Below are 20504 nucleotides of genomic sequence, written 5' to 3'. Positions count from 1 at the left end.
AGGAGAGTAAAAATGGCTTCATCTACCACGTCCAATACGCCACCGGTGCAGCGCAGTGGCCTGCAGCTCGGGCGCATCTGGGACAACTTCGGCATGCTGGTGGTGTTTGCGCTGCTGTTTATCGTCTGCGCCATCTTCGTGCCTAATTTTGGCACCTTTATCAACATTAAAGGGCTGGGCCTGGCGATGTCGATGTCCGGCATGGTGGCGTGCGGCATGCTGTTCTGCCTCGTCTCCGGCGATTTCGACCTGTCGGTGGCGTCAGTGATTGCCTGCGCTGGTGTCGTCACCGCCGTGGTGATCAACATGACCGAAAGCCTGTGGATCGGCGTCGCCGCCGGCCTGCTGCTCGGTATGGCCACCGGCTTTGTTAACGGCTTCGTGATTGCGCGTCTCAAGATTAACGCGTTGATCACCACGCTGGCGACCATGCAGATTGTGCGCGGCTTGGCCTACATCTTCTCCGACGGTAAAGCAGTGGGGATTGAGGATGAGCGCTTTTTCACCCTCGGCTACGCCAACTGGCTCGGCGTGCCGGCACCAATCTGGCTGACCATCGCCACCATGATCGTGTTCGGTTTCCTGCTGAACAAAACCACCTTTGGCCGCAACACGCTGGCGATTGGTGGCAATGAAGAAGCGGCGCGGCTGGCCGGGGTGCCGGTGGTGCGCACGCGCATCATCATCTTTCATCCTCTCTGGGCTGGTATCAGCGGCGGCCGGCATCATCCTGGCTTCGCGCATGACCAGCGGTCAGCCGATGACCTCGCTCGGCTATGAGCTGATCGTTATCTCCGCCTGCGTGCTGGGTGGCGTGTCGCTGAAGGGCGGTATCGGCAAGATTTCCTACGTGGTGGCCGGGGTGCTGATTCTGGGTACCGTCGAGAATGCGATGAATTTATTGAATATCTCGCCATTCTCACAGTATGTGGTGCGCGGTTTGATACTGTTAGCGGCAGTGATCTTTGACCGTTACAAACAAAAAAGCAGAACCGCCTGATCCCGCGGGCGCAGCCGTGACGCTGCGCCCTAACGTCACGCGAGCCGGGAGATCCTTATGTACCACCGCGAAGCGCCGAGTGAACAGCAAAATCCTTTACTGCCGGGCTATCCGTTTTACGCCTGGCTGGTGGCCGGACTGACGCCGATCAACGCCGGCGATCAGCTCGATTTTTTTATCGCTCGCCCGCACGGCATGAAAGGTTACATCCTCAATCTGACCATTAAAGGTCAGGGACGGGTGTTTGACGGGGCGTCAGCGTTTGACTGCGAGCCAGGCGACCTGCTGCTGTTTCAGCCGAAAACGCCGCACTACTATGGCCGCGCGCCGGACAGTCCGTGCTGGCATCATCGCTGGGTCTATTTCCGTCCGCGCGCCTACTGGACCGACTGGCTGCAGTGGCAGGATCAGAACCAGGGCGTTGGCCGGCTGCGGCTGCCGGATGCGCTGCGCGCCGAATTTGACCGCCTGTTTGCCAGCATCGAACAGACGCACAACTCCGGACGTCGCTTCGCCGAGGAGCTGGCAATGAATCTGCTGGAGCGCCTGCTGCTGCTGCGTGCGGTAGAAGAGGATCCGCGCAGCCATCAGCAAATTCGCGATCCGCGCGTGATTGAAGCCTGCCAGTACGTCACAAATCATCTGGACAGCGAGGTGAAAATCGAGGAAGTGGCGCGCCACGTCTGTCTGTCGCCGTCGCGTCTGGCCCACCTGTTTCGCGAGCAGATGGGGATCAACCTGTTGCGCTGGCGTGAAGATCAGCGGGTGATCCGCGCAAAGCTGCTGCTGCAAACCACCCAGGAGCCCATCGCCTCGGTGGGGCGCGAGGTCGGCTACGACGACCAGCTCTACTTCTCGCGCGTGTTCCGCAAGCGGGTGGGCGCGTCAGTCCAAGCGATTTCCGCCGCCGCAGTCAGGATGCGCACGACGCGCTGGTGGCCCAGGAGAGCTGGCAACCGGCACGGAGTGCGATCTCCTGAGCTTTCAGGTGATTCCGCCTTGTTCTTACTGAATGATTCGTCTTAAATCAGTCAGGTCACGAACAAGAGGAATGAGAATGAGCGATAAACTACGTGTCGGCCTGATCGGCTACGGATTTGCCAGCAAAACCTTCCATGCGCCGCTGATCGCCGGTACGCCAGACGTTGAGCTGGCGGCGATCTCCAGCAGCGATGCCAGTAAAGTGCACGCTGACTGGCCGTCGGTGCAGGTGGTGGCCGATCACCAGGCGCTGCTGGATGACCCGACGCTGCACCTGATTGTAATTCCTACCCCTAACGACACTCATTTCCCGCTCGCCAAAGCGGCACTCAATGCCGGCAAGCATGTGGTGGTCGACAAACCGTTTACCGTGACACTGTCACAGGCGCGTGAGCTCGATCCGTTGGCCAAAGCCAAAGGGCTGCTGCTGTCGGTGTTCCATAACCGCCGCTGGGACAGCGATTTCCTGACGCTGAAAACGCTGCTAAACGACGGCACGCTGGGCGAGGTGCGCTATCTGGAGTCGCACTTTGACCGTTTCCGTCCGGAAGTGCGTCAGCGCTGGCGCGAAATGAAAGGCCCGGGCAGCGGGATCTGGTTCGATCTCGGACCGCACGTGCTGGACCAAGCGTTGCAGCTGTTTGGACCGCCGGTGGCGATCAACGTCGACATGGCTGAACTGCGTCCGGGCGCGCAAACCACCGATTACTTCCACGCGGTGCTGACTTATCCCACCCGGCGCGTGGTGCTGCACGCCAGCATGCTGGTGGCCGCGGAATCGGCGCGTTTTGTGGTGCACGGCACGCGCGGCAGCTACGTTAAGTATGGGCTCGATCCGCAGGAGGACCGTCTGAAAGCGGGTGAATGTCCGCCGCGTGAAGACTGGGGCTACGACATGCGCAACGGCACGCTGACGCTGGCCGAGGGCGAAGTGATGGTGGAAAAAGAGCTGCTGACGATGCCGGGGAACTATCCGGCCTATTATGCGGCAATCCGCGACGCTATTGCCGGTAACGGTGCCAACCCGGTAACGGCGGAAGAGGCGATTCAGGTGATGGAGCTGATTGAGCTTGGCCTGCAATCTGCGGAAAAACGCCAGCCCCTGTCCCTGAAATAAACCGCGTTATCGCCAGCCGATCAACAAGGAGCGTAATCTGCGCTCCTTTTTTATTGCTTATGCCGCCACGCGCTGGCGCAACGCGGCTTTATCTGCCTCGGTTAAAAAGGCGATGGCAATACCGTTTTCCTGCGCCTGGCGAATCTCAACGGCGCTCAGGCCCGCTTGTGGCGCAGCGACCTCATATTCATGCGCCAGCTCAATGCCCTGTACCGCCGGATCGTCAGTGTTGATGGTTGCCAGAATGCCGTGCTGCAGGAACGCCTTCAGCGGATGGCTGGCCAGCGAGGCTACGGTGCTGGTCTGAATGTTCGACGTCAGGCAGGATTCAACGACAATGCGCTGTTCGGCAAGGAAATCCATCAGCGCGCGGTCTTCAATCGCTTTGACACCGTGACCGATGCGCTCGGCGCCCAGCTCGCGGATCGCCTGCCAGATGCTCTCCGGTCCGGCGGCTTCACCTGCATGCACGGTGATGCGGAATCCGGCATCGCGGGCGCGGTTAAAGTGGCTGAGGAATTCGCTGCCCGGGAAGCCCAGTTCGTCACCGGCCAGATCGACGGCGGTGATGCCATCGCGGTGCGCCAGCAGACCTTCCAGCTCGCGCAGGCAGGCTTCTTCGCCGAAGGTGCGGCTCATGATGTTAATCAGCTTCACCTCGACGCCGTACTGCTGCACGCCCGCGCGCACGCCATCAATCACCGCTTCCACCACGCCGGCGATCGGCAGGTGATGGTTCATCGCCATGTAGCCCCGTGAGAAGCGCAGCTCAGCGTAATGGATACCTGCCTGCGCGGCGTCGGCGACGTTTTCCAGCGCAATGCGGCGGCAGGCGTCGAGATCGCCCAGCACTTTGACGCCCCAGTCAAGCTTCTGCAGGAAGCTCACCAGGTCCGGCTGGTTGGCGGTCACCAGGACGTGTGGACGCAGCGTATCCAGCGTATCGGCGGGCAGCGTAAGATTGAACTGGCGACCTAAATCAAGGATGGTCTGGGCGCGGATATTGCCATCGAGGTGGCGGTGAAGGTCGGTGAGGGGAAGTTTCGCATCAATCATGTCGCACTCGCTGAATTAACGTAAAGTGCAGACAATTATAAAAACATCTTGCGCAACCGCGCCAGTGATTTGCGCAAAGCGGGCAGCGGATGCTGAATTAATCAGCATCCGCCGCGGTTCAGAACGATTGCAGTGCGGCAATCAGCCGGTCCAGCCCGTCATCCAGCTTGCTGCGCGGGCAGCCAGCGTTGAGTCGCAGATAGCTGCGACTGGCGCTGCCGTAAGTGCTGCCTAGCATAATCGCCACCTTATGCTGCTGGATCAGCCGCTGCTGCAGCGCGACGTCATCCAGCTCTGCACGCTGCCACACTTTGCCGGTGGGATTGTGCGGGCTGCACAGCAGCATCACCTTACAGCGGCGGCCGCGTCAGCATGGTTTCCAGCTGAGCCATATCACAGCGCCATGTGTCGCCATCGCGCTGCAACGGTAGTTCCAGCACCCTGCGCTGATTACCGATGATTGTCTGGTAAAACGCATCATAGGCGGGCGTGTGAATCAGCACTTCATCCTCCGCCTGCGTCCAGTGGCGCAGCAACTGCGCCACCATATAAATCACCGACGGGCCATACACCAGCGACTCCGCCGCGATCTCGCTGGCAAAGCGGCTGCGCATCCAGTGCTGCAGGGCGGAGAGGAAATCCTCATGCTGCCAGCGGCTGTAACCCAGCACGCCGTGATTCAGCCGCTGCTGCAACGCGTCAATGATGCAGGGAGCCGTGGCGAAATCCATGTCCGAGATGGTGAAAGGCAGCAGATCGGCCACGCCGAAGCGGTCGGCGACAAAGTCCCACTGCGTGCACCAGCTGCCGTGGCGATCCATCACCCGATCAAAATTAAACGCCTGCATGTTTACACCGTCGCGCTCATCAGATGGGCCATTTCATCTTTGACCGACTGCACCTGCGGGCCAATTACCACCTGCAGATTGGTCTGGTTAAGGTGCACCACGCCGATGGCGCCGTTGGCTTTCAGAGCGGCATCGTCGACCTTGCTCATGTCGGCCACTGACAGGCGCAGGCGCGTCAGGCAGTTATCCAGCGAGGTGATGTTGTCAACGCCACCCAGCGCCGCAAGAATCGCTGGCGTGTTGTAGCCGGATTTGCCCACGCCGGCGCGGCTGACCTGCTGCTCAACGCGGCTGGTTTCTGCTTCGCGGCCTGGTGTTTTGATGTTGAAGCGGGTTATGGCGAAACGGAAGATGGCGTAGTAACCAACAAACCACACGGCGGCAATGACCGGCACCCAGTACCATTTGGTAGAAAGGCCGTGCAGCACGCCGGGTGGAGGAAGCGGATCCCCGGTTGTCGCAGGCGGCGCTGACGCAATGGCCAGCGCGCACTGCATTAACGGGCTCTGGCCGTCAGACTAAAATAGGGATGTTTTCCTGCCAGCAGCAGCAAAAACTCATATTCTCCCTGACTGAGCGGCGACGGTTTTGCTACGGACTCCTTCATCTGCCAGACCCGCAGGCTAAGGTCGAAGCGTTCAGCGCGTGCAGTTGTGTCATGCCCGTGGCGATGCGTAAGTCACGGACATCAGTCTGAACCGGAACGATGTGCTGCAATGATTGATGGCTCATAAGTTCTTCTCTTTCTGTGACCTGTCCCTGTCGGTGTGGTTATCGGCTGCGAGCTATGCCGGGTCAGAGACGGGCAAGCTTTTCTGCCGCGAAGCTGCCGGTGGCTGAAACGGGGCGCTGGCCGGCCGGTAGCGCGGCAGGCTGAGCGCTGTCCCGCGGGCTGTCAGAAAAGTTGAAATGACTGATCACCGCAGCCAGCGTTCCGGTACGGCCATTCAGGCTGCCGGCCGAGGTGGCGATCTCTTTCACCAGGGCTGCATTCTGCTGGGTGACGCGATCCAGATCGGTCACGGCCAGCGTAACCTAGGCAATGCCTTTGCTCTGTTCGTCTGACGCCAGCGCAATCTGTCCAATCAGCGACGTAACGGCGGAAACGCTTTGCGTGGCGCTGTCCATGATGGCTCCGGCGCGCTGCGCGGTCTGCGCTCCCTCGCCAACGCGCGTCACGGTGCCATTAATCAGCCCTTCGATCTCCTTCGCGGCGCTGGCGCTGCGTTGTGCCAGCGTGCGCACTTCGGCTGCCACCACGGCAAAGCCGCGTCCCTGCTCACCGGCGCGGGCGGCTTCGACAGCCGCGTTCAGTGCCAGAATATTAGTCTGAAAAGCGATGATGTTAACCGTGGCGGTAAACTGACGGATTTTATCGGCTTCTGCGGCGATATCGGCCATCATGGATGCCACACTTTTCACCAGCGCTTCGCCGTCGCGCGTGGTGCGCGCAGCAGCCTGGGCCAGCTCACGCGCTTCGCCAGCGCTGTGGGCATTTTTCTCTACGGTGGCGCTAAGCTGCTCCATGCTGGCCGAGGTCTGCTCGAGCGCGGCAGCCTGGCGGGTGGTACGATCGGACAGATCGGCGTTGCCGCTGGGCGATATCCGCGGACTCCTTGCGCAGCACGTCGGTGTTGTCATGCACTGCGCGCACCGTGGTCAGCAGGCTCTGCTGCATCAGCCTGACCAGCGGAATCAGCTGACCCACACAGTTGCGGCCAAAATCCTGCGGTTCCTGCGTAAGATCGCCAGCGGCGATGCCGCGGAAATGTTCCCGCAGCGCCCCAAGTGGCCGTACCAGATGCGTGACCAGAAAACGGTCACAGAACAGCAGCAGCGCTAGCATCAGCAGTGCAGCAATGCCAAAGGCCATTTGCAGACGCTGGCGATCGGACTGGTCGGCATGATTATTCGCTGCGATGTCGCGCTGCAGGAATTGCAAGCGCTCAGCCGCAGGCACCGCAAAGTCAGCCGGCGGTGCGGTGAGGGCGGCACGCAGCGGCGCCCAGTTGCTATCGGCGGGGGCATCGGCCGCTACGGCCGCTTTTGCCACCGTGGTTCCCGATGCCATCACTAAACTGGCGCGATTGAGAAACAGCAGCTGGCTGGTCAGGGTTGCGTTATGCAGTTCGCGCTGATGCATGTCGCGCAGCACTGTGCTGCCATAGATCCTGGCCAGCGCCACAATCAGCAGCGCCGCAACCAGGATGCACTGCACAACCCGGCGAATGGTGAAGTTTTTAAGAAATTGCATGGTGAGTTTCCCCGGTGTCGTTTAAGACACAATGGTGTCGAGCGTTATTATTTATTGTTCGCGATAATATCGCGTACTATGGCTTAGCGTTTTAAGCATGGCAGGGAATTCTGAAAAAGAAAATGAATCGTCGATAAAATATTTCTTTCCCAAAAACACGCCAAATTAATTTATAAAGGAGGTTATTTCGCCGGGCCGCGGCAGTAAAGCTCGCCGGCGGATAAATAAACATTCATTGTTTTTGCCGTTTGCTGAAATTGAGCGTTCAATGTCAGTTCATTTAGCTTAAGTCACGCGGCAATGATTAACGGCACTCCGCCTGCGACACGCCGGCCGTCATCAAATAATAAAAGCTGCCTCGTTAGCGCTAATTTCACCCGTGACCATCACCGATTATAAATTTACACTGTAAAGCACCGGGCCCGTTGGACGTCCGGTTGGCGAACCGCCGTGCGGCTCAAGACTGATCGCCAGCGTCGCCTTAACCAGCGACTGCTGTTTCTCAATCGGATACTGCTGCGGCACACTCCCGGTGACCAGACCGAGTGAAACTGGCGCCCGGCCAGGCGGAATCAGCCACAGTTCCAGACTCTGATCCGCCCTGACCGCGCTGACCTGCAGCGGTGCCAGGCTGATCACGTCCTGCTGGCGGCTGGCGCTCACCACCCATTGTTGACTGTGTTGCGCATCGGTCAGTACCGCCAGCGGCGTCATTACCGGCTCGCGCAGCCAGTAAGCCGACAGCGCTAAGCCCAGCGCGACGCAGGCGGCAGCCAGCCACGGCAGCGTCCGGCGTGCGGGCGCGACACGCGCGTCGGGCGGCAGGGAAAGGGCCATTTTTTTCCACAGCGTTTCCGGCGGCGTGACGGGCGGCTGAACCTGATCCAGGTCAGAGGAGAACTGAGCGCGCTGTTAAATGACGCGGCGTTCTGCCAGACCGTGATGTAGCATTCGTGCAGAATCTCTTCCGCCCACGCCCGCTGGCGTAACATGCGCAGCGCTACCGCAAACAGATGCGGGGAAGTCAGCCGGTACAGCTGTTCAAAAGCCAGGCGATCGCTATTCGCGACCGCCTGTATTAAGGCTATTTGTTGCTCAGCCTGAGAGGCGTCCATAATACTCTTGGCCGGTTTGTTTAACCTTACCGAGTATAGACAGTTATTCAGGCATCAAAACAGTATCAATAACGTCGATGACGCCATTTTTTTGGTTTACATCATAAGTACTGATATTTGCCACATTACCCTGACCATCTTTCAGCTGAATATTGTGTGGCCCGTTGCTCATAATCCACAGCGGCTGACCGTTAACCGTTTTCAATTCGGCTTTACCGCCACCCTGTTTAATTTTTTGCTCCAGCGCTTTCATATCATATTTACCGGCGACCACATGGTAGGTCAGCACGCTGGTGAGTTTGGCTTTGTTTTCCGGTTTGAGTAACGCATCAACCGTGCCGGTAGGCAGTTTGGCAAAGGCGGCGTTAGTCGGCGCAAACACCGTAAAGGGGCCTTTGCCCTGTAAGGTATCGACCAGACCCGCGGCTTTAACGGCAGCGACCAGCGTGGTGTGATCCTTCGAGTTCAGGGCGTTTTCAATAATGTTTTTTTGTGGATACATTGCCGCGCCGCCCACCATCACCGAATCGGCGTGCATGGCAGCCATAGAAGCGTTAGCGCCAAGCAGGGCCGCAGACAGGACGGCAAGACTGATTAACTTTTTCATCTTATATCCTCATTGAAGGAGCAGAAGGGGGCTCACAAAGGGATATACGTACGGCGCGGCTGAACGGATGCAGAAAAGGGTGAAATTTTTTTTGCTGGGGGGTAAAACGGCAGCCCGGAGAGGGCTGCCACGGGGATTACTCTGGCATGCCTTCGCTGGTTGGCGCGCCCAGCATGTAGCGCGACAGGAACTGCTCCAGCGTCATTTTGTCGCCATTCATGGTGACCTGACCGTTAGCGTATTGCAGGCTAGTGGTGATGTTATCGTCCTGCTGCTGCGTCAGACGGAACATCTGGCCCATTGCCGCCAGACCTTTCACCTGCTGATCGGCCAGTTTCTGCGCATCATCACCCTGATAACCTTCCGCCAGCCCGACGTGACGCATCACTTCCGTCGCCATCGGCATATTGATGCTCAGCTTGCCGTCGAGCGTTTTCAGCACGCGATCCACGGCGGCCCCCAGACTCTGCGGTTCACCGGTGACGGTCGCCGGATCGTTAAAACCGACGTTAAGGTTGAACGTGCTCTCGCCCTTGTCATTTTTCCAGCTCAGCGGCGCCACGCTCACGGTCGGCGAACCTTTCAGCAGGGTCGGGAGGTTCTTTCTCAGGATGGTCTGCACGCTGGCCTGGTAGCGGATAGGATCGTCCACCACGCCGGGCTGGTTCAGCAGATCCTGCATCTGCGCATTGTACTGGTCAGAGAAGGTTTTCACCGCCTGAGCATCAAACTGCGCAAATTTCATCGCCAGTTTGGCTTCGCCGAACGGCTGTTTCTGCAGACTGATATTATCGACCTGATAGTCAATCTGGCCGCCAATCTTGCCGTCTTTGTTGTCGAACGAGGACTTCCCGTCCAGCTTCTCCAGCGTCAGGCCTTCCTGACCGTTAATGCTGGCGTCGAGCTTATCCAGCGTGATGGTCTGGTCGCCGACGCGCACGCCTTCCGGACTCAGGTGGGTGTCACCGCCCAGCTTCAGACCGTTAAGGGTAAACAGCACCGGCTGCTGCAGCTGGTTTTTGCTGGTGACGGCGATGCTGGAGAAGTCACCCTGCAGACTGACTTTGTCGCCTTTGCTGTCCGCGCTGACGTTGAGCGTGCCGCCGTTGGTGGCGAGGCGGTCGCCGGTCTGCGCATTGCTGTAATCCACCGGCAGCAGGTGCAGCGCGGTATCGGTCGCGCCGCTGTAACCGACGCGGGTATCGGCATTAACCAGCGATTTGCCCTGAGTCAGTTCAAACAGTTTCTTCACCGCATCGGTATTTTCCCGTTCGGTGTGCACCGAGGCCATGCTGGGGATCAGGTTGCCGCGCTTCAGCTGAGCAAACGGAAAAGGACCGTGGTCGATGGTTTCGTTGAGCACGATGCTCTGACCCGGCTTCAGCAGTGGATTGTCTTCGGTCTGGGAACTGGCCTGAATCACCAGTTTGGTTTTGCTGCTGAATACGCCACGCTGGTAATCCTGATAGCTAAGCGTCAGACGGCTATTCGGCGCATACACGTTGATCTGGCTGTTGGCATTTTGCAGCATCTCATCCATGTGGCTTTCCAGCTGTTTACCGGTAAACCACGCTGCGCCAGTCCAGATTACGCCGAGCGCCACAATCACACCTACGGCAACCTTGGTCTTTTTCATCGCTGAGTCGTCCTTATCCTTGCGTGCGCATACCGTTGGGCCGCGCGACGGGTGAAGAAAAACGCCCGCAGGCGTTTTTTAATTAATAGTTTGAAATAATAGCAGTTAATGCTGCAGGCGTCAGCCGCCTCACGTCAGCGCGTTGAACACCCGCGCCAGACGACCGGTCCCCGCCGCGCTCACCGGCGACTCGCTGGCTGCGACAAAGCAGGATTCGCCCGGTTGCCGTACCAGCTGCTGCCCGGCCTTTTCAATCACAGCTTGGCCTTCAATGCAGAACAGCAGGGCGGCACTGTGCTGTGCCAGCGTTTGCGGCGTGGCCGAAAGCGTATGAATGGCGAAGGCAAAATCCTCTACCGGAATCGGGAAGTTGAGGCTGTCGCCCTGCGTCTGCGGCTGAGTGAGCAGCGTCGCAGCCGGTTTGGCCTCGAACTTCAGGTTGGCCAGCAGTTCCGGGATATCAATGAATTTCGGCGTCAGGCCGGCGCGCAGCACGTTATCCGAATTCGCCATCACTTCCAGCGCCACGCCTTTCAGATAGGCATGCGGCGTTTCGGCGAACAGGAACATCGCCTCGCCCGGTTGCAGGGTGATGACATTCAGCAGCAGCGGTGAGAACAGGCCATTATCGTCCGGATAGTGGCTGGCGATAGTTTTGATGGTCTGCCACGGCTCGCCTTCGCGCGCGTTCAGCGCGGATTTCAGCACGCCGAGCGCGCGGGTTTTGCTCTCGTCTTTCAGCGACAGCAGGGTAGCGAACAGTTTAGCCAGCGCAGCTTCGCTGGCGTTTTCGAGGAAATGGGCGATCTGCGGATGCGCGCCCGCGACCGGCTCCAGCAGCGAGACAATCTCAGGCAGTTCGCGAAAGCCGTTCATCGCCTGGAACGGCGTCAGGGCATAGACCAGTTCGGGTTTGTGGTTAGCATCTTTATAGTTGCGCTCGGCGGCGCTGAGTGGAATGCCCGCCGCGTTTTCACGCGCGAAACCGGCTTCAGCGGCGGTTTTACTTGGATGCACCTGAATCGATAACGGCTGATCGGCGCACAGCACTTTAAACAGAAAGGGCAGCTCACCGAAACGCTGCGCTACCGCTGCGCCCAGCGTCGCGACCGGATCGTCGTTGATCACGTCACGCAGCGAGCGTGCCACGCCGTCCACGTCGACGGTGGAGGGGCTTTTGGGGTGCGCGCCCATCCATAATTCCGCCATCGGCAATCCCTGCGGGTTTTCGATGCCGTAGAGTTCGGTCAGCGCGGTTTTGCTGCCCCATGCATAATTTTGCAGCGAATTGTTCAATTTTTGCATCGTTTACCCGTTAATAACGGTAAGTAAATAAGCGTATTAAAGCAGAAAGTGCGATAGAAAATACACGAACAAGTGCAATAAACGCGATGGGCTCGCATAATGTTAATTTCTTGTATGTGACAGTCTTGCTCGCTCTAAGGCGTCGCGGGAAGACGACTTAGGCGGAAACCTCAAAATCTGAGCTAAGGAGACGTAGTCATGGCAGCCAACCGCATTGAAAAAGATTCAATGGGTCCGTTCAAAGTTCCGGCAGATAAGTTGTGGGGCTCACAAACGCAGCGTTCGCTGGAGCACTTCCGTATCTCCACCGAGAAGATGCCCGTGGCGCTGGTGCACGCGCTGGCGCTGACCAAGCGCGCGGCCGCCCAGGTTAACCGCGATCTGGGGCTGCTGCCGGCTGAACGGGCCGGGGCGATTATCGACGCCGCTGACGAGGTGCTGGCCGACCAGCACAGTGACGAGTTCCCGCTGGCCATCTGGCAGACCGGCTCCGGCACCCAGACCAACATGAACATGAATGAAGTGCTGGCTAACCGCGCCAGCGAACTGCTGGGCGGCGAGCGTGGCATGTCGCGCAAAGTGCATCCGAATGATGATGTTAACAAGAGCCAGAGCTCCAACGATGTGTTCCCCACCGCCATGCACGTCGCCGCGGTGATCGCGCTGCGCGAACAGCTGATTCCGCAAATTGAGGTGCTGAAAAATACCCTGAGCGAGAAGTCCGCCGCGTTTAAAGACATCGTTAAAATTGGTCGTACCCACCTGCAGGACGCCACACCGCTGACGCTCGGCCAGGAGATTTCCGGCTGGGTTGCCATGCTGGAGCACAATCTGAAGCACATCGAACACAGTATTCCGCACGTCGCCGAGCTGGCGCTGGGCGGTACCGCGGTCGGTACCGGCCTGAATACCCATCCGGAATATGCGGTGCGCGTGGCGAAAGCGCTGGCCGACCTGACGCAGCAACCCTTTGTCACCGCGCCCAACAAGTTTGAAGCGCTGGCGACCTGCGATGCGCTGGTGCATGCGCACGGCGCGCTGAAAGGCCTGGCCGCATCGCTGATGAAAATCGCTAACGACGTGCGCTGGCTGTCGTCCGGTCCGCGCTGCGGCATCGGTGAAATCAGCATTCCGGAAAATGAGCCCGGCAGCTCGATCATGCCAGGCAAAGTCAATCCCACGCAGTGTGAAGCGCTGACCATGCTGTGCTGCCAGGTGATGGGCAATGACGTGGCGGTGAACATGGGCGGTGCGTCCGGTAACTTCGAACTCAACGTCTACCGGCCAATGGTGATCCACAATTTCCTGCAGTCGGTGCGGCTGCTGGCCGACGGCATGGACAACTTCAATCACCATTGCGCGGTGGGCATTGAGCCCAACCGCGAGCGCATCGATCAGCTGCTCAACGAGTCGCTGATGCTGGTTACCGCGCTGAATACCCATATCGGCTATGACAAAGCGGCGGAGATTGCCAAGCAGGCGCACAAACAGGGGCTGACGCTGAAAGCCTCGGCGCTGCAGCTTGGCTACCTGACCGAAGCGCAGTTTGACGAATGGGTGCGGCCGGAAGAGATGGTTGGCAGCATGAAGCAGTAGCTTCACTGCCGGGCACCACAGCGCGACCTGTCGCGCTGTTTTTTTGTCTTACAAACGGTCACTCCATAAACGCAGCCGCGGGATGATCTGATGCAGCGGCTGCGCCAGCGGCTTGTAGCGGTGCGCGATGTTTTCAGCATCGTAATCCAGCAGTTCACCCAGCGTCGGCACCTGCGTACGATCGCGGCACAGCACCAGCAGCGGCGAAGGGCAGGCCAGTTGCAGCTGTTTTTTCTCGCTGGCGCGCCACAGCCGCGCGATAGGTTGCACCTTGACCGGCCGCTTGATCTTCAGCTGCGCGCCGTCCGGCAATGACTGCACCCGCTCCAGCTCCTGCTGTACTTTCTCTGCCCACTGTTCGCGTGTCCACGGCGCCTGCGCGCGGTTCGCCTTCAGGCTGCGCTCCAGCTGCTCCACGATGGCCTCGCGCGTCACGTTCTTGATGATGTTTTTATTCGCCCAGCCAAAACGCAGCGTATCCGGCGCCTTCAGTAGCGTGACGCTGCGATAGGCGTTGAGCGTGATCAGGCCACGCAGATGCTGGTGCACAAACTCAAAACGCGCCTCGCTCGGCAGGCCGGAGTCGACGGTAATCAATTGCTCCAGCCGCTGCTTGAGGGTGTTGATGGTCGTGACCTGCTGCTCCAGTCGCTGGCTGGCTGCGTCATCCGCCTCAATACAGAGGGCGCCAGGCAGACGCACCGCCGCTTTGGTGCTGAGTTTTTCCGACTGATGCTGCATAAACAGGCGACAGTAATGGGCGAGGGCCATTACGCGCGCGCGTTTACCGAGGTGCTGGGTCACCGCGATGCGGTTGATTTCATCATGCTCTTTGCCTTTCTCGATCTCCGGCAGGCTGAACACGCGCGCCAGCAACAGCGGCTGCTGTTCAACCGACGCCCGCAGCGCAGTGAGTTCGCGCTCCAGCGTATTCACGCATTCGTATAAATCAGCCACCAAATCATAGCGAGCCATCACGGTTCTCCATAGTTACAACATACCAAAGGGTAGCACTAAATAGCGCCGCGCTGGCGATCAGCACGCTGCTGGGGCCGTGCCAGGTGGCTTCGCGCATTGTCGATATGGCGTTTAAGCGCGGCCATCCCATCTGGACCACTTTCTTCTCAGTCGGGCTGCTGGCCTGTTATCCCTCGTGGGCGCTGGTGAGTATGGTGCTGTACGGTGCAGGGAATGGCTTGCGGGCTATCGTGCGCGGTACGCTGCCGCTGGCCATGGTGAAACCGGAAGAGTACGCCATTGTGGTTGGCCGCATGGCGCGACCGGCGCTGATTGGCGGCTATATTTTCTAGCATTCCGGCGCGCAGGCTACGCTGTGGCTGTTATGTGGGCTGGCGGTAATCAACGTGTTTTTGGTGGTGGTGCTGAAGCGGAAATTGCCGGCTGGCGCTTCGTAACACGTAGGTGAAAATCGCCACTGACGGATAACGGGCAGAGATGGCCGCTGCTGCGCTTTAGTGGTGATCCGTCAGATATTGCAGCAGGCAACACAACGCGCTTAACAGCAGGGTGCAGCCAGCCGAGACAATAAAATAAAAGGCAGTGGTGCCATCCGCACGCATTGCCATAAGGTTGGCGCGTTCAGGCAGCTGGTTGCCGCCGTGATGATGCCCACCGTCAGCGGGAGAACGGTCAGCAATAACGCGCCGACGACAGGGGATTATACAGACATTATTTCGTGCCTCGAAAATAGTAACGGCGCGCATTTTGTGCAAAAAATAGCAAGGGAATCTATGACCCTAATCAATATTATTCCTCTCAGAAGACGGTTTATCGACCCTAACGCAGCCCCCTTCGCCGGTGTGTTTTTGCTTCTTACACAGAAACAACAACTTGTCTGATGGTGGGTTGCGCACACGGCGCGCCACGCGTGCAGAAATAATCGTCCCTTTGTCACAACGTCCTTTGCCAGCCTGCAGCTACAGCGGTGGGGGCAAAAAAGTGACACGTCGCTCATATTGTTGCGCAAGGCTCAGAGTGCTAAAGCGGTTAGCGGCATGCACTGCTGACATGTTTTTTCTTTTAATTCAATCGGCTAAATCGAACTAAAGGCAGGTAACAGGGCAGGTTAGTCACGTGTGGAAAGCATTTTCGGTATTTTAAAAAGCAACAGTGTTTGTTATATTTATTGCTCATTGATTATTCACTGCCGCGGTATGAAAACAAGAAGATAGGCCGCAACTCAGGAAACAGAAATGCTAGATTACCGCTTCCCGACAGCTTTGCAGATGGTTTTGTGCGTAGCGATGGCGGAGCAATTGGGTAAACGCTCGACCAGTGCCATTCTGGCGTACGGTCTTGAAGCGAACCCCAGTTTCATTCGGAAACTCATGGTTCCGTTAACGCGCGATGGCATCATTGTCTCGACGCTTGGCCGTACCGGCTCGATCCATCTGGGTCGTCCGGCCGCTGAGATCACGCTGCGCGATATCTACACCTCAGTGATTGAAGACAAAAGACTGTGGGCGTCGCGCCCCGATGTCGCACCGCGCTGCCTAGTCAGCGCCAACCTGTGCTGGTACTTCAAATCAATCGCGGAGCAAGCGGAAGAAGCGTCGCTTAAAGTGCTGGAAACCCGCACCGTCGCCGATGCCCTTAACGAGCTGAAGAGGCGGCGGCGCGTTTTGCGCCACACCGCGATCACAACCGGCCAGCAGGCTTCCCAGCAACATCACTCCTGACAGGCTTACGGCCCGACGAACCCCATATGTTTGCAGATGCATTGTTGTTATTCCGCGTTGGTGAAAAAGAAAGGAGACGTACGAAAAATCTGCAACTTTTAAGATTGCATTAAAACCACAGGAGTGTAGTTCTTGGGAGAATTGCATCTGCAAGAATATCTAATACACTTTATATGTGCGGTTTTGATCAATTCGTAACATGGTGATTGAGAATGGCCGGGGCCTGCTGCTTGCGTTTCCTTTTACACCGGGGTCCGATCTGGCCGGCATCGTTGTTGGCCGGGGGGGAAGATGTCAGCCGCTTCAGCGCCGGTGACCGGGTTATTTCGACGTTTACGCCTGACTGGATCGACGGTGTGCGTCCCGGCGATGCGCGCACGCCGGCCTATAAAACGCTGGGCGGCTATTATCCCGGCGTGCTGGCTGAATATGTGGTTATGCCGGAAGCGTGGCTGGTTACCGCCCCCGCAACCCTGAACCCGATTCAGGCTGCCACATTGCCCTGTGCCGGTCTCACCGCCTGGTTCGCACTGGTCGAACGTGCCGGCGTGCAGGCTGGCGACATCGTGCTGATTCCCAGTACCGGCGGGGTTGCCCTGTTTGGTTTGCCGATTGCCAAAGCGCATGGCGCGCAGGTGATCGTCTCCGGCAGAGCCAGCAACGCCGACCGGGCGAAAGCGTGGGTGCCGACCATTATGTAGATCGCCACCGTGAAGACTGGATGGAAGAAATCTACCGCATCACCGCCAATCACGGTGCCGATCATATACTTGAAGTCATCGGTGGCGATCACTTGGGGAAATCCGTGCAGCTGGCGGCGGTCGGTGGGCATATCTGTCAGATCGGCGCGCTTGATGGCTTTGACTTCAGCTCACCGGCAATGCCGCTGATGATGAAAGACGCAACCCTTCATGGTATCGGCACCGGTAGCCGCTGCGCACTCACGCGCCTGCTCCGTGCAGTTGATCGGACCGGCATAAAGCCGGTGATCGACTCGGTGTACGCGTTTTCTGACCTGCCTACAGCGCTGGTCCATCTGGACAGGGGGCCTTTCGGTAAGGTAGTAATCACGATGAGCAGCGAGTGAGACGCGCGCTGTTCGCTGGCGATTTATGCAGCATCCACCCGTAGTCCAGCGGCCATTGCTACGCATGACATCATTACCGTCTTTAATCATGAAAATCCCGTCGTTGATTATGTGTTTAACTTAGCGTTGACGCAGCAACAGGGTGAAACATGACGTTTAAAAGGAAAAATGAAGCGGCAATCATTTCAGGTTCCTCGCTGCTGCGCAGTATTTTGCTGTCCGGCGGATTGCTGATATGCGCGATAATTGCGCTCACCCTGTGGACGCTGCGCGAAGACTGGCACGGCGCGGTGCGCCAGACGGAAGAGATGGCGGTCAATCTTTCCCTGTCACAGTCACGTCAGGCGGAAGATACCGTGCTCCAGACCGAACTGGCCCTGCGTGAAGTGCAGCGCGACCTGCAGGCGCAGCCGCTGGAAAAGCTAAACGCCGCCAACCTGAGCCAGATTATGCGCGATCTGCAAAGCCGTCTGCCGCAGCTGCAGAGGCTGTTTTACTATGATGAGCAGGGACGCTGGATCGCCACCTCCACGCCAACGTGCCGGTGGGCACCAACAACTCCGACCGTGAATATTTCCGCTATCACCGCAACAGCAGCCGTGACAGTTTGCACATCGGCCCGGTGATTCGCAGCCGCAGCACCGGCGATCTGGTTATTCCGGTTTCCCTGCGCGTCAGCGATGCCGCGCGTGATTTCAAAGGCATCCTGTTAGCCACCATTAAAGTGGATTATTTCCGCCGTTTTTACAGTTACTATGAACTGGGGTTACGCGACGTGCTGGTACTGATGCTGGCAGACAGCACGGTGCTTTATGCCCGTCCAATGCCCGACAGCTATATCGGAAAGAGTCTCTCCGCCAGCCATCTGTTCCCGCAGATGCTGGTGAAAGCCGATCGCGGCAGCGGCGAGTGGAACGCGGCGCTGGATGGCCAGGTGCGCATCTTCGGCTTCGCCAGCTCAGAACGCTATCCGCTGGTCGTCGCGGCCGGTTATGACAAGCGCAATCTGTATCTGCGCTGGGTGAAAGGGCGACTGCAGGATATTTCCCTGAACGTGGCGCTGCTGGTCGCGATTATCCTGCTGACTGTTTGTTATTCGTCAGGCTCGGCATAGCCAGCATTATCAGGAAGCGCTGCTCAAACTAAAAAACCACCTCGCCGATGCCAATCACCATCTGGATCAGCTGGCATTTTTCGATGGACTGACCGGCCTGGCTAACCGCAGACAGTTTGACCGCTTTTTGCAGAATGCTTTGCATAATCTGGGGGAAAAATCAGCACCGGTGTCGCTGATTTTAATGGATATTGACTACTTCAAACACTACAACGATCGTTACGGGCACGTGGCAGGCGATCACTGTTTACGCTAGGTGGCCGACGCGCTTAAACGCCTCAAGCTGCGGCAGAGCGACATGGTCGCGCGCTATGGCGGCGAGGAGTTTGCCATCATCCTCGCCGGTGCCGATCAGCATGCGGCGCTGAATATTGCGCGTCAGGCAGTACAGGCGATTGCTGACCTGTATCTGCCTCACGCCGCTTCCGCACTGCCCGACGCGCAGGTGACGCTCAGCGCGGGCTGTGCGACCACCTATCATGACGATCAGGCTGGCAACCTGATCGAGCATGCTGATGCGGCGTTGTACCAAGCCAAGCATAGCGGACGCAATCAGGCGCAGACCTGGCGGGCAGTGAGTGATTAACGGTTAAAATCTGGAATGAAGCGTGAAACATCGACTTCCATAAACTGCGAGCGCTGGAAGTTGTGTTTCAGGTCATACGGCACCGTACAGTCAAAAATGGTTTTACAGGTAATGCCATGGGCCCGAATCGAGTTACTGAAGGCCGGATCCTGTGAGGGATCGAGCGGGTGACAGCGCACGCCCGCAATAAAGATCGTGTCCGCGTCGCCCTGATAACGCGTGGTCATCGCCCAAATCACGTCATTTAAGTCGAACACATCAACATCTTCATCGACCAGGAACACGTGCTTCAGCTCTGAAAAGGCCGAGAAAGCCAGCAGGGCGGCCTGACGCTGTCGTCCCTCATCCTGCGGGCCGCGCTTATTGATTTGCAGCACCGCAACATATTTGCCGGTGCCTGGCGAAGGGCAATGTACATTCTTCACCAGACCCGGTAACGCACGCTCAACCATATCGAGAATGCTGGCTTCGGTCGGGATCCCGGCCAGATTGGTGTGCTCGTCGCTCGGTCCGATGCAGGTTTGCAGGATTGGATTTTTGCGGTGCGTCACGGCTTTTACTTTAATCACCGGTACTGCCGCCTGCGCTTCACCGGTATAACCCGGGAATTCCGGCATCGCTTTACCGCTGTGGGTATGCTGATCTTCCTGTACGCGATAATCCGGCACCAGTTCACCCTCAATCACGATCTCTGCATGGGCAATGGCGCGTGCATCTACGGCGACACCCTTAACCAGCTCAACCGCCCGACCGCGCAGACCACCGGCTATCGCCAGCTCATCAAAACCGAGCGGTGTGGTCGGCGGCTCGAAACAGGCGCCAATTTCGATAGCCGGATCGACGCCAATACTGATGGTAATCGGCAACGCTTTGCCTGCCTGCTCGGCCTTAATGCGGAACTGATCAAGATGGCGGCCCGGCACAAAGTACATCGAGATCTCATCTTTGCCCTGCACGCACAAGCGGTGAATAGTGACGTCATGTTCGCCGGTTTCCGGATCGGCGGCATAACACATCCCCATGGTGAAATAGGGACCGGCATCTTCAGGCGTGTTGGTAGGCGCAGGCAGCAGACGGCGGATATCAAAACCGTCGTCCGTGGCAAGGTGCACCACTTCCTGACAAACCGCCTGCTGCTGGCTTATTTCCACCGGCGCAATGGCGTTATGTACCGATGAACGCAGCAGATGCGCCAGCTTTTCTTTCGGCACCCCTAACAGGCGCGCCACGCGCTGCCGTGAGGCCAGCAAGCCAATCAGTACGCGAAAGTTGTCGTAACCTTTGATGTGATTAAACACCATCGCCGGTCCGGTCTGCGTAGGACGCATCACGGTGCCGCCTGCGCCAACGTAACGATAGACACCGGACAGTTCCGCTTCGGGATTCACCGTTTCATCGGTCTCAATATACTCACCATCAAATTGTTTCAGCAGTTCGATGGCAGAACGCAGATCGTAAACTTCACTGCTGTGCGAAGAGGGAGATGTGTTTGACATAGGCTGT

At 58.1% G+C, this 20504-nt stretch carries 17 protein-coding genes and 7 pseudogenes; 11 read left to right on the top strand and 13 right to left on the bottom strand.

The genetic code is table 11. The features are described from left to right. Positions 1–12: 12 nt before the first annotated feature. From araH to AC6I8M_RS08115, 3 genes and pseudogenes are all read left to right on the top strand, one after another. A pseudogene (gene araH, locus AC6I8M_RS08125) lies at positions 13–1000 on the top strand (L-arabinose ABC transporter permease AraH). Positions 1001–1057: 57 nt separating this feature from the next. Further along, positions 1058–1980: pseudogene (gene araC / locus AC6I8M_RS08120) on the top strand (arabinose operon transcriptional regulator AraC). Between the two features lie 77 nt (positions 1981–2057). Beyond that, on the top strand, positions 2058–3098 hold the full coding sequence (locus AC6I8M_RS08115; RefSeq protein WP_010618941.1) for an oxidoreductase: 1041 nt from the start codon (positions 2058–2060) through the stop codon (positions 3096–3098). Positions 3099–3155: 57 nt separating this feature from the next. Here the strand turns inward: AC6I8M_RS08115 and add are convergent, their stop codons facing one another. From add to manA, 11 genes and pseudogenes are all read right to left on the bottom strand, one after another. Then, positions 3156–4154, bottom strand: coding sequence for an adenosine deaminase (add, locus tag AC6I8M_RS08110; protein ID WP_010618940.1), 999 nt, complete (start codon positions 4152–4154; stop codon positions 3156–3158). Positions 4155–4389: 235 nt separating this feature from the next. Further along, positions 4390–5002: pseudogene (locus AC6I8M_RS08105) on the bottom strand (aminotransferase class I/II-fold pyridoxal phosphate-dependent enzyme); the annotation flags it as partial. 2 nt (positions 5003–5004) lie between these two features. Beyond that, positions 5005–5433: pseudogene (locus AC6I8M_RS08100) on the bottom strand (glucose PTS transporter subunit EIIB); the annotation flags it as partial. Between the two features lie 364 nt (positions 5434–5797). Further along, positions 5798–6025: a hypothetical protein gene (locus AC6I8M_RS08095; RefSeq protein WP_010618938.1), complete on the bottom strand. Its 228-nt coding sequence runs from the start codon at positions 6023–6025 to the stop codon at positions 5798–5800. Positions 6026–6037: 12 nt separating this feature from the next. Further along, on the bottom strand, positions 6038–6529 hold the full coding sequence (locus AC6I8M_RS08090) for a methyl-accepting chemotaxis protein (protein ID WP_498013758.1): 492 nt from the start codon (positions 6527–6529) through the stop codon (positions 6038–6040). Further along, positions 6516–7256: a methyl-accepting chemotaxis protein gene (locus tag AC6I8M_RS08085; protein WP_498013757.1), complete on the bottom strand. Its 741-nt coding sequence runs from the start codon at positions 7254–7256 to the stop codon at positions 6516–6518. The genes AC6I8M_RS08090 and AC6I8M_RS08085 overlap by 14 nt, the downstream gene beginning before the upstream one ends. A 393-nt stretch (positions 7257–7649) precedes the next feature. Then, the gene (locus tag AC6I8M_RS08080) at positions 7650–8093 is read right to left on the bottom strand and encodes an anti-sigma factor (RefSeq protein ID WP_010618936.1); all 444 of its coding nucleotides are present in this window, start codon (positions 8091–8093) and stop codon (positions 7650–7652) included. 44 nt (positions 8094–8137) lie between these two features. Beyond that, positions 8138–8371 (bottom strand): annotated as a pseudogene (locus AC6I8M_RS08075) (sigma factor); the annotation flags it as partial. Positions 8372–8414: 43 nt separating this feature from the next. Further along, entirely contained in the window at positions 8415–8978 is a 564-nt protein-coding gene (locus AC6I8M_RS08070; protein WP_058948706.1) for a fasciclin domain-containing protein, read from the bottom strand. 136 nt (positions 8979–9114) lie between these two features. After that, complete coding sequence (locus AC6I8M_RS08065) at positions 9115–10614, bottom strand: YdgA family protein (protein ID WP_010618934.1); 1500 nt, start codon at positions 10612–10614, stop codon at positions 9115–9117. Between the two features lie 129 nt (positions 10615–10743). After that, positions 10744–11919 carry a mannose-6-phosphate isomerase gene (gene manA / locus AC6I8M_RS08060; RefSeq protein ID WP_010618933.1) on the bottom strand — a complete coding sequence of 392 codons (1176 nt, stop codon included), beginning with the start codon at positions 11917–11919 and terminating at the stop codon, positions 10744–10746. Between the two features lie 198 nt (positions 11920–12117). Here manA and fumC point away from each other — a divergent pair, with 198 nt between their 5' ends. After that, entirely contained in the window at positions 12118–13515 is a 1398-nt protein-coding gene (gene fumC / locus AC6I8M_RS08055) for a class II fumarate hydratase (protein WP_010618932.1), read from the top strand. Positions 13516–13563: 48 nt separating this feature from the next. Here the strand turns inward: fumC and tus are convergent, their stop codons facing one another. Further along, positions 13564–14490: a DNA replication terminus site-binding protein gene (gene tus / locus AC6I8M_RS08050; RefSeq protein ID WP_010618931.1), complete on the bottom strand. Its 927-nt coding sequence runs from the start codon at positions 14488–14490 to the stop codon at positions 13564–13566. A 44-nt stretch (positions 14491–14534) separates the two neighbouring features. Here tus and AC6I8M_RS08045 point away from each other — a divergent pair. The 7 genes and pseudogenes from AC6I8M_RS08045 to AC6I8M_RS08015 all read left to right on the top strand — a co-directional run. After that, a pseudogene (locus AC6I8M_RS08045) lies at positions 14535–14930 on the top strand (MFS transporter); the annotation flags it as partial. 798 nt (positions 14931–15728) lie between these two features. Then, on the top strand, positions 15729–16214 hold the full coding sequence (locus AC6I8M_RS08040) for an RrF2 family transcriptional regulator (protein ID WP_022547688.1): 486 nt from the start codon (positions 15729–15731) through the stop codon (positions 16212–16214). A gap of 275 nt (positions 16215–16489) precedes the next feature. Then, positions 16490–16915, top strand: coding sequence for an alcohol dehydrogenase catalytic domain-containing protein (locus tag AC6I8M_RS08035; RefSeq protein WP_498013756.1), 426 nt, complete (start codon positions 16490–16492; stop codon positions 16913–16915). After that, complete coding sequence (locus AC6I8M_RS08030) at positions 16894–17301, top strand: zinc-binding dehydrogenase (protein ID WP_318285049.1); 408 nt, start codon at positions 16894–16896, stop codon at positions 17299–17301. The genes AC6I8M_RS08035 and AC6I8M_RS08030 overlap by 22 nt, the downstream gene beginning before the upstream one ends. A 149-nt stretch (positions 17302–17450) precedes the next feature. After that, on the top strand, positions 17451–17927 hold the full coding sequence (locus AC6I8M_RS08025; protein ID WP_498013755.1) for a PDC sensor domain-containing protein: 477 nt from the start codon (positions 17451–17453) through the stop codon (positions 17925–17927). Beyond that, on the top strand, positions 17846–18415 hold the full coding sequence (locus AC6I8M_RS08020; RefSeq protein WP_498013754.1) for a hypothetical protein: 570 nt from the start codon (positions 17846–17848) through the stop codon (positions 18413–18415). Before AC6I8M_RS08025 ends, AC6I8M_RS08020 begins: the two co-directional genes overlap by 82 nt. A 97-nt stretch (positions 18416–18512) precedes the next feature. Then, positions 18513–19001 (top strand): annotated as a pseudogene (locus AC6I8M_RS08015) (GGDEF domain-containing protein). Here AC6I8M_RS08015 and AC6I8M_RS08010 read toward each other — a convergent pair. Beyond that, positions 18998–20497 (bottom strand): UbiD family decarboxylase, encoded by a 1500-nt coding sequence (locus tag AC6I8M_RS08010; RefSeq protein WP_010618922.1) that lies wholly within the window; start codon positions 20495–20497, stop codon positions 18998–19000. The pseudogene AC6I8M_RS08015 and the gene AC6I8M_RS08010 overlap by 4 nt on opposite strands. Positions 20498–20504: the final 7 nt, after the last annotated feature.

The organism is Type-A symbiont of Plautia stali (assembly GCF_059731155.1).
This window is presented reverse-complemented; position numbering and strand designations above follow the sequence as displayed.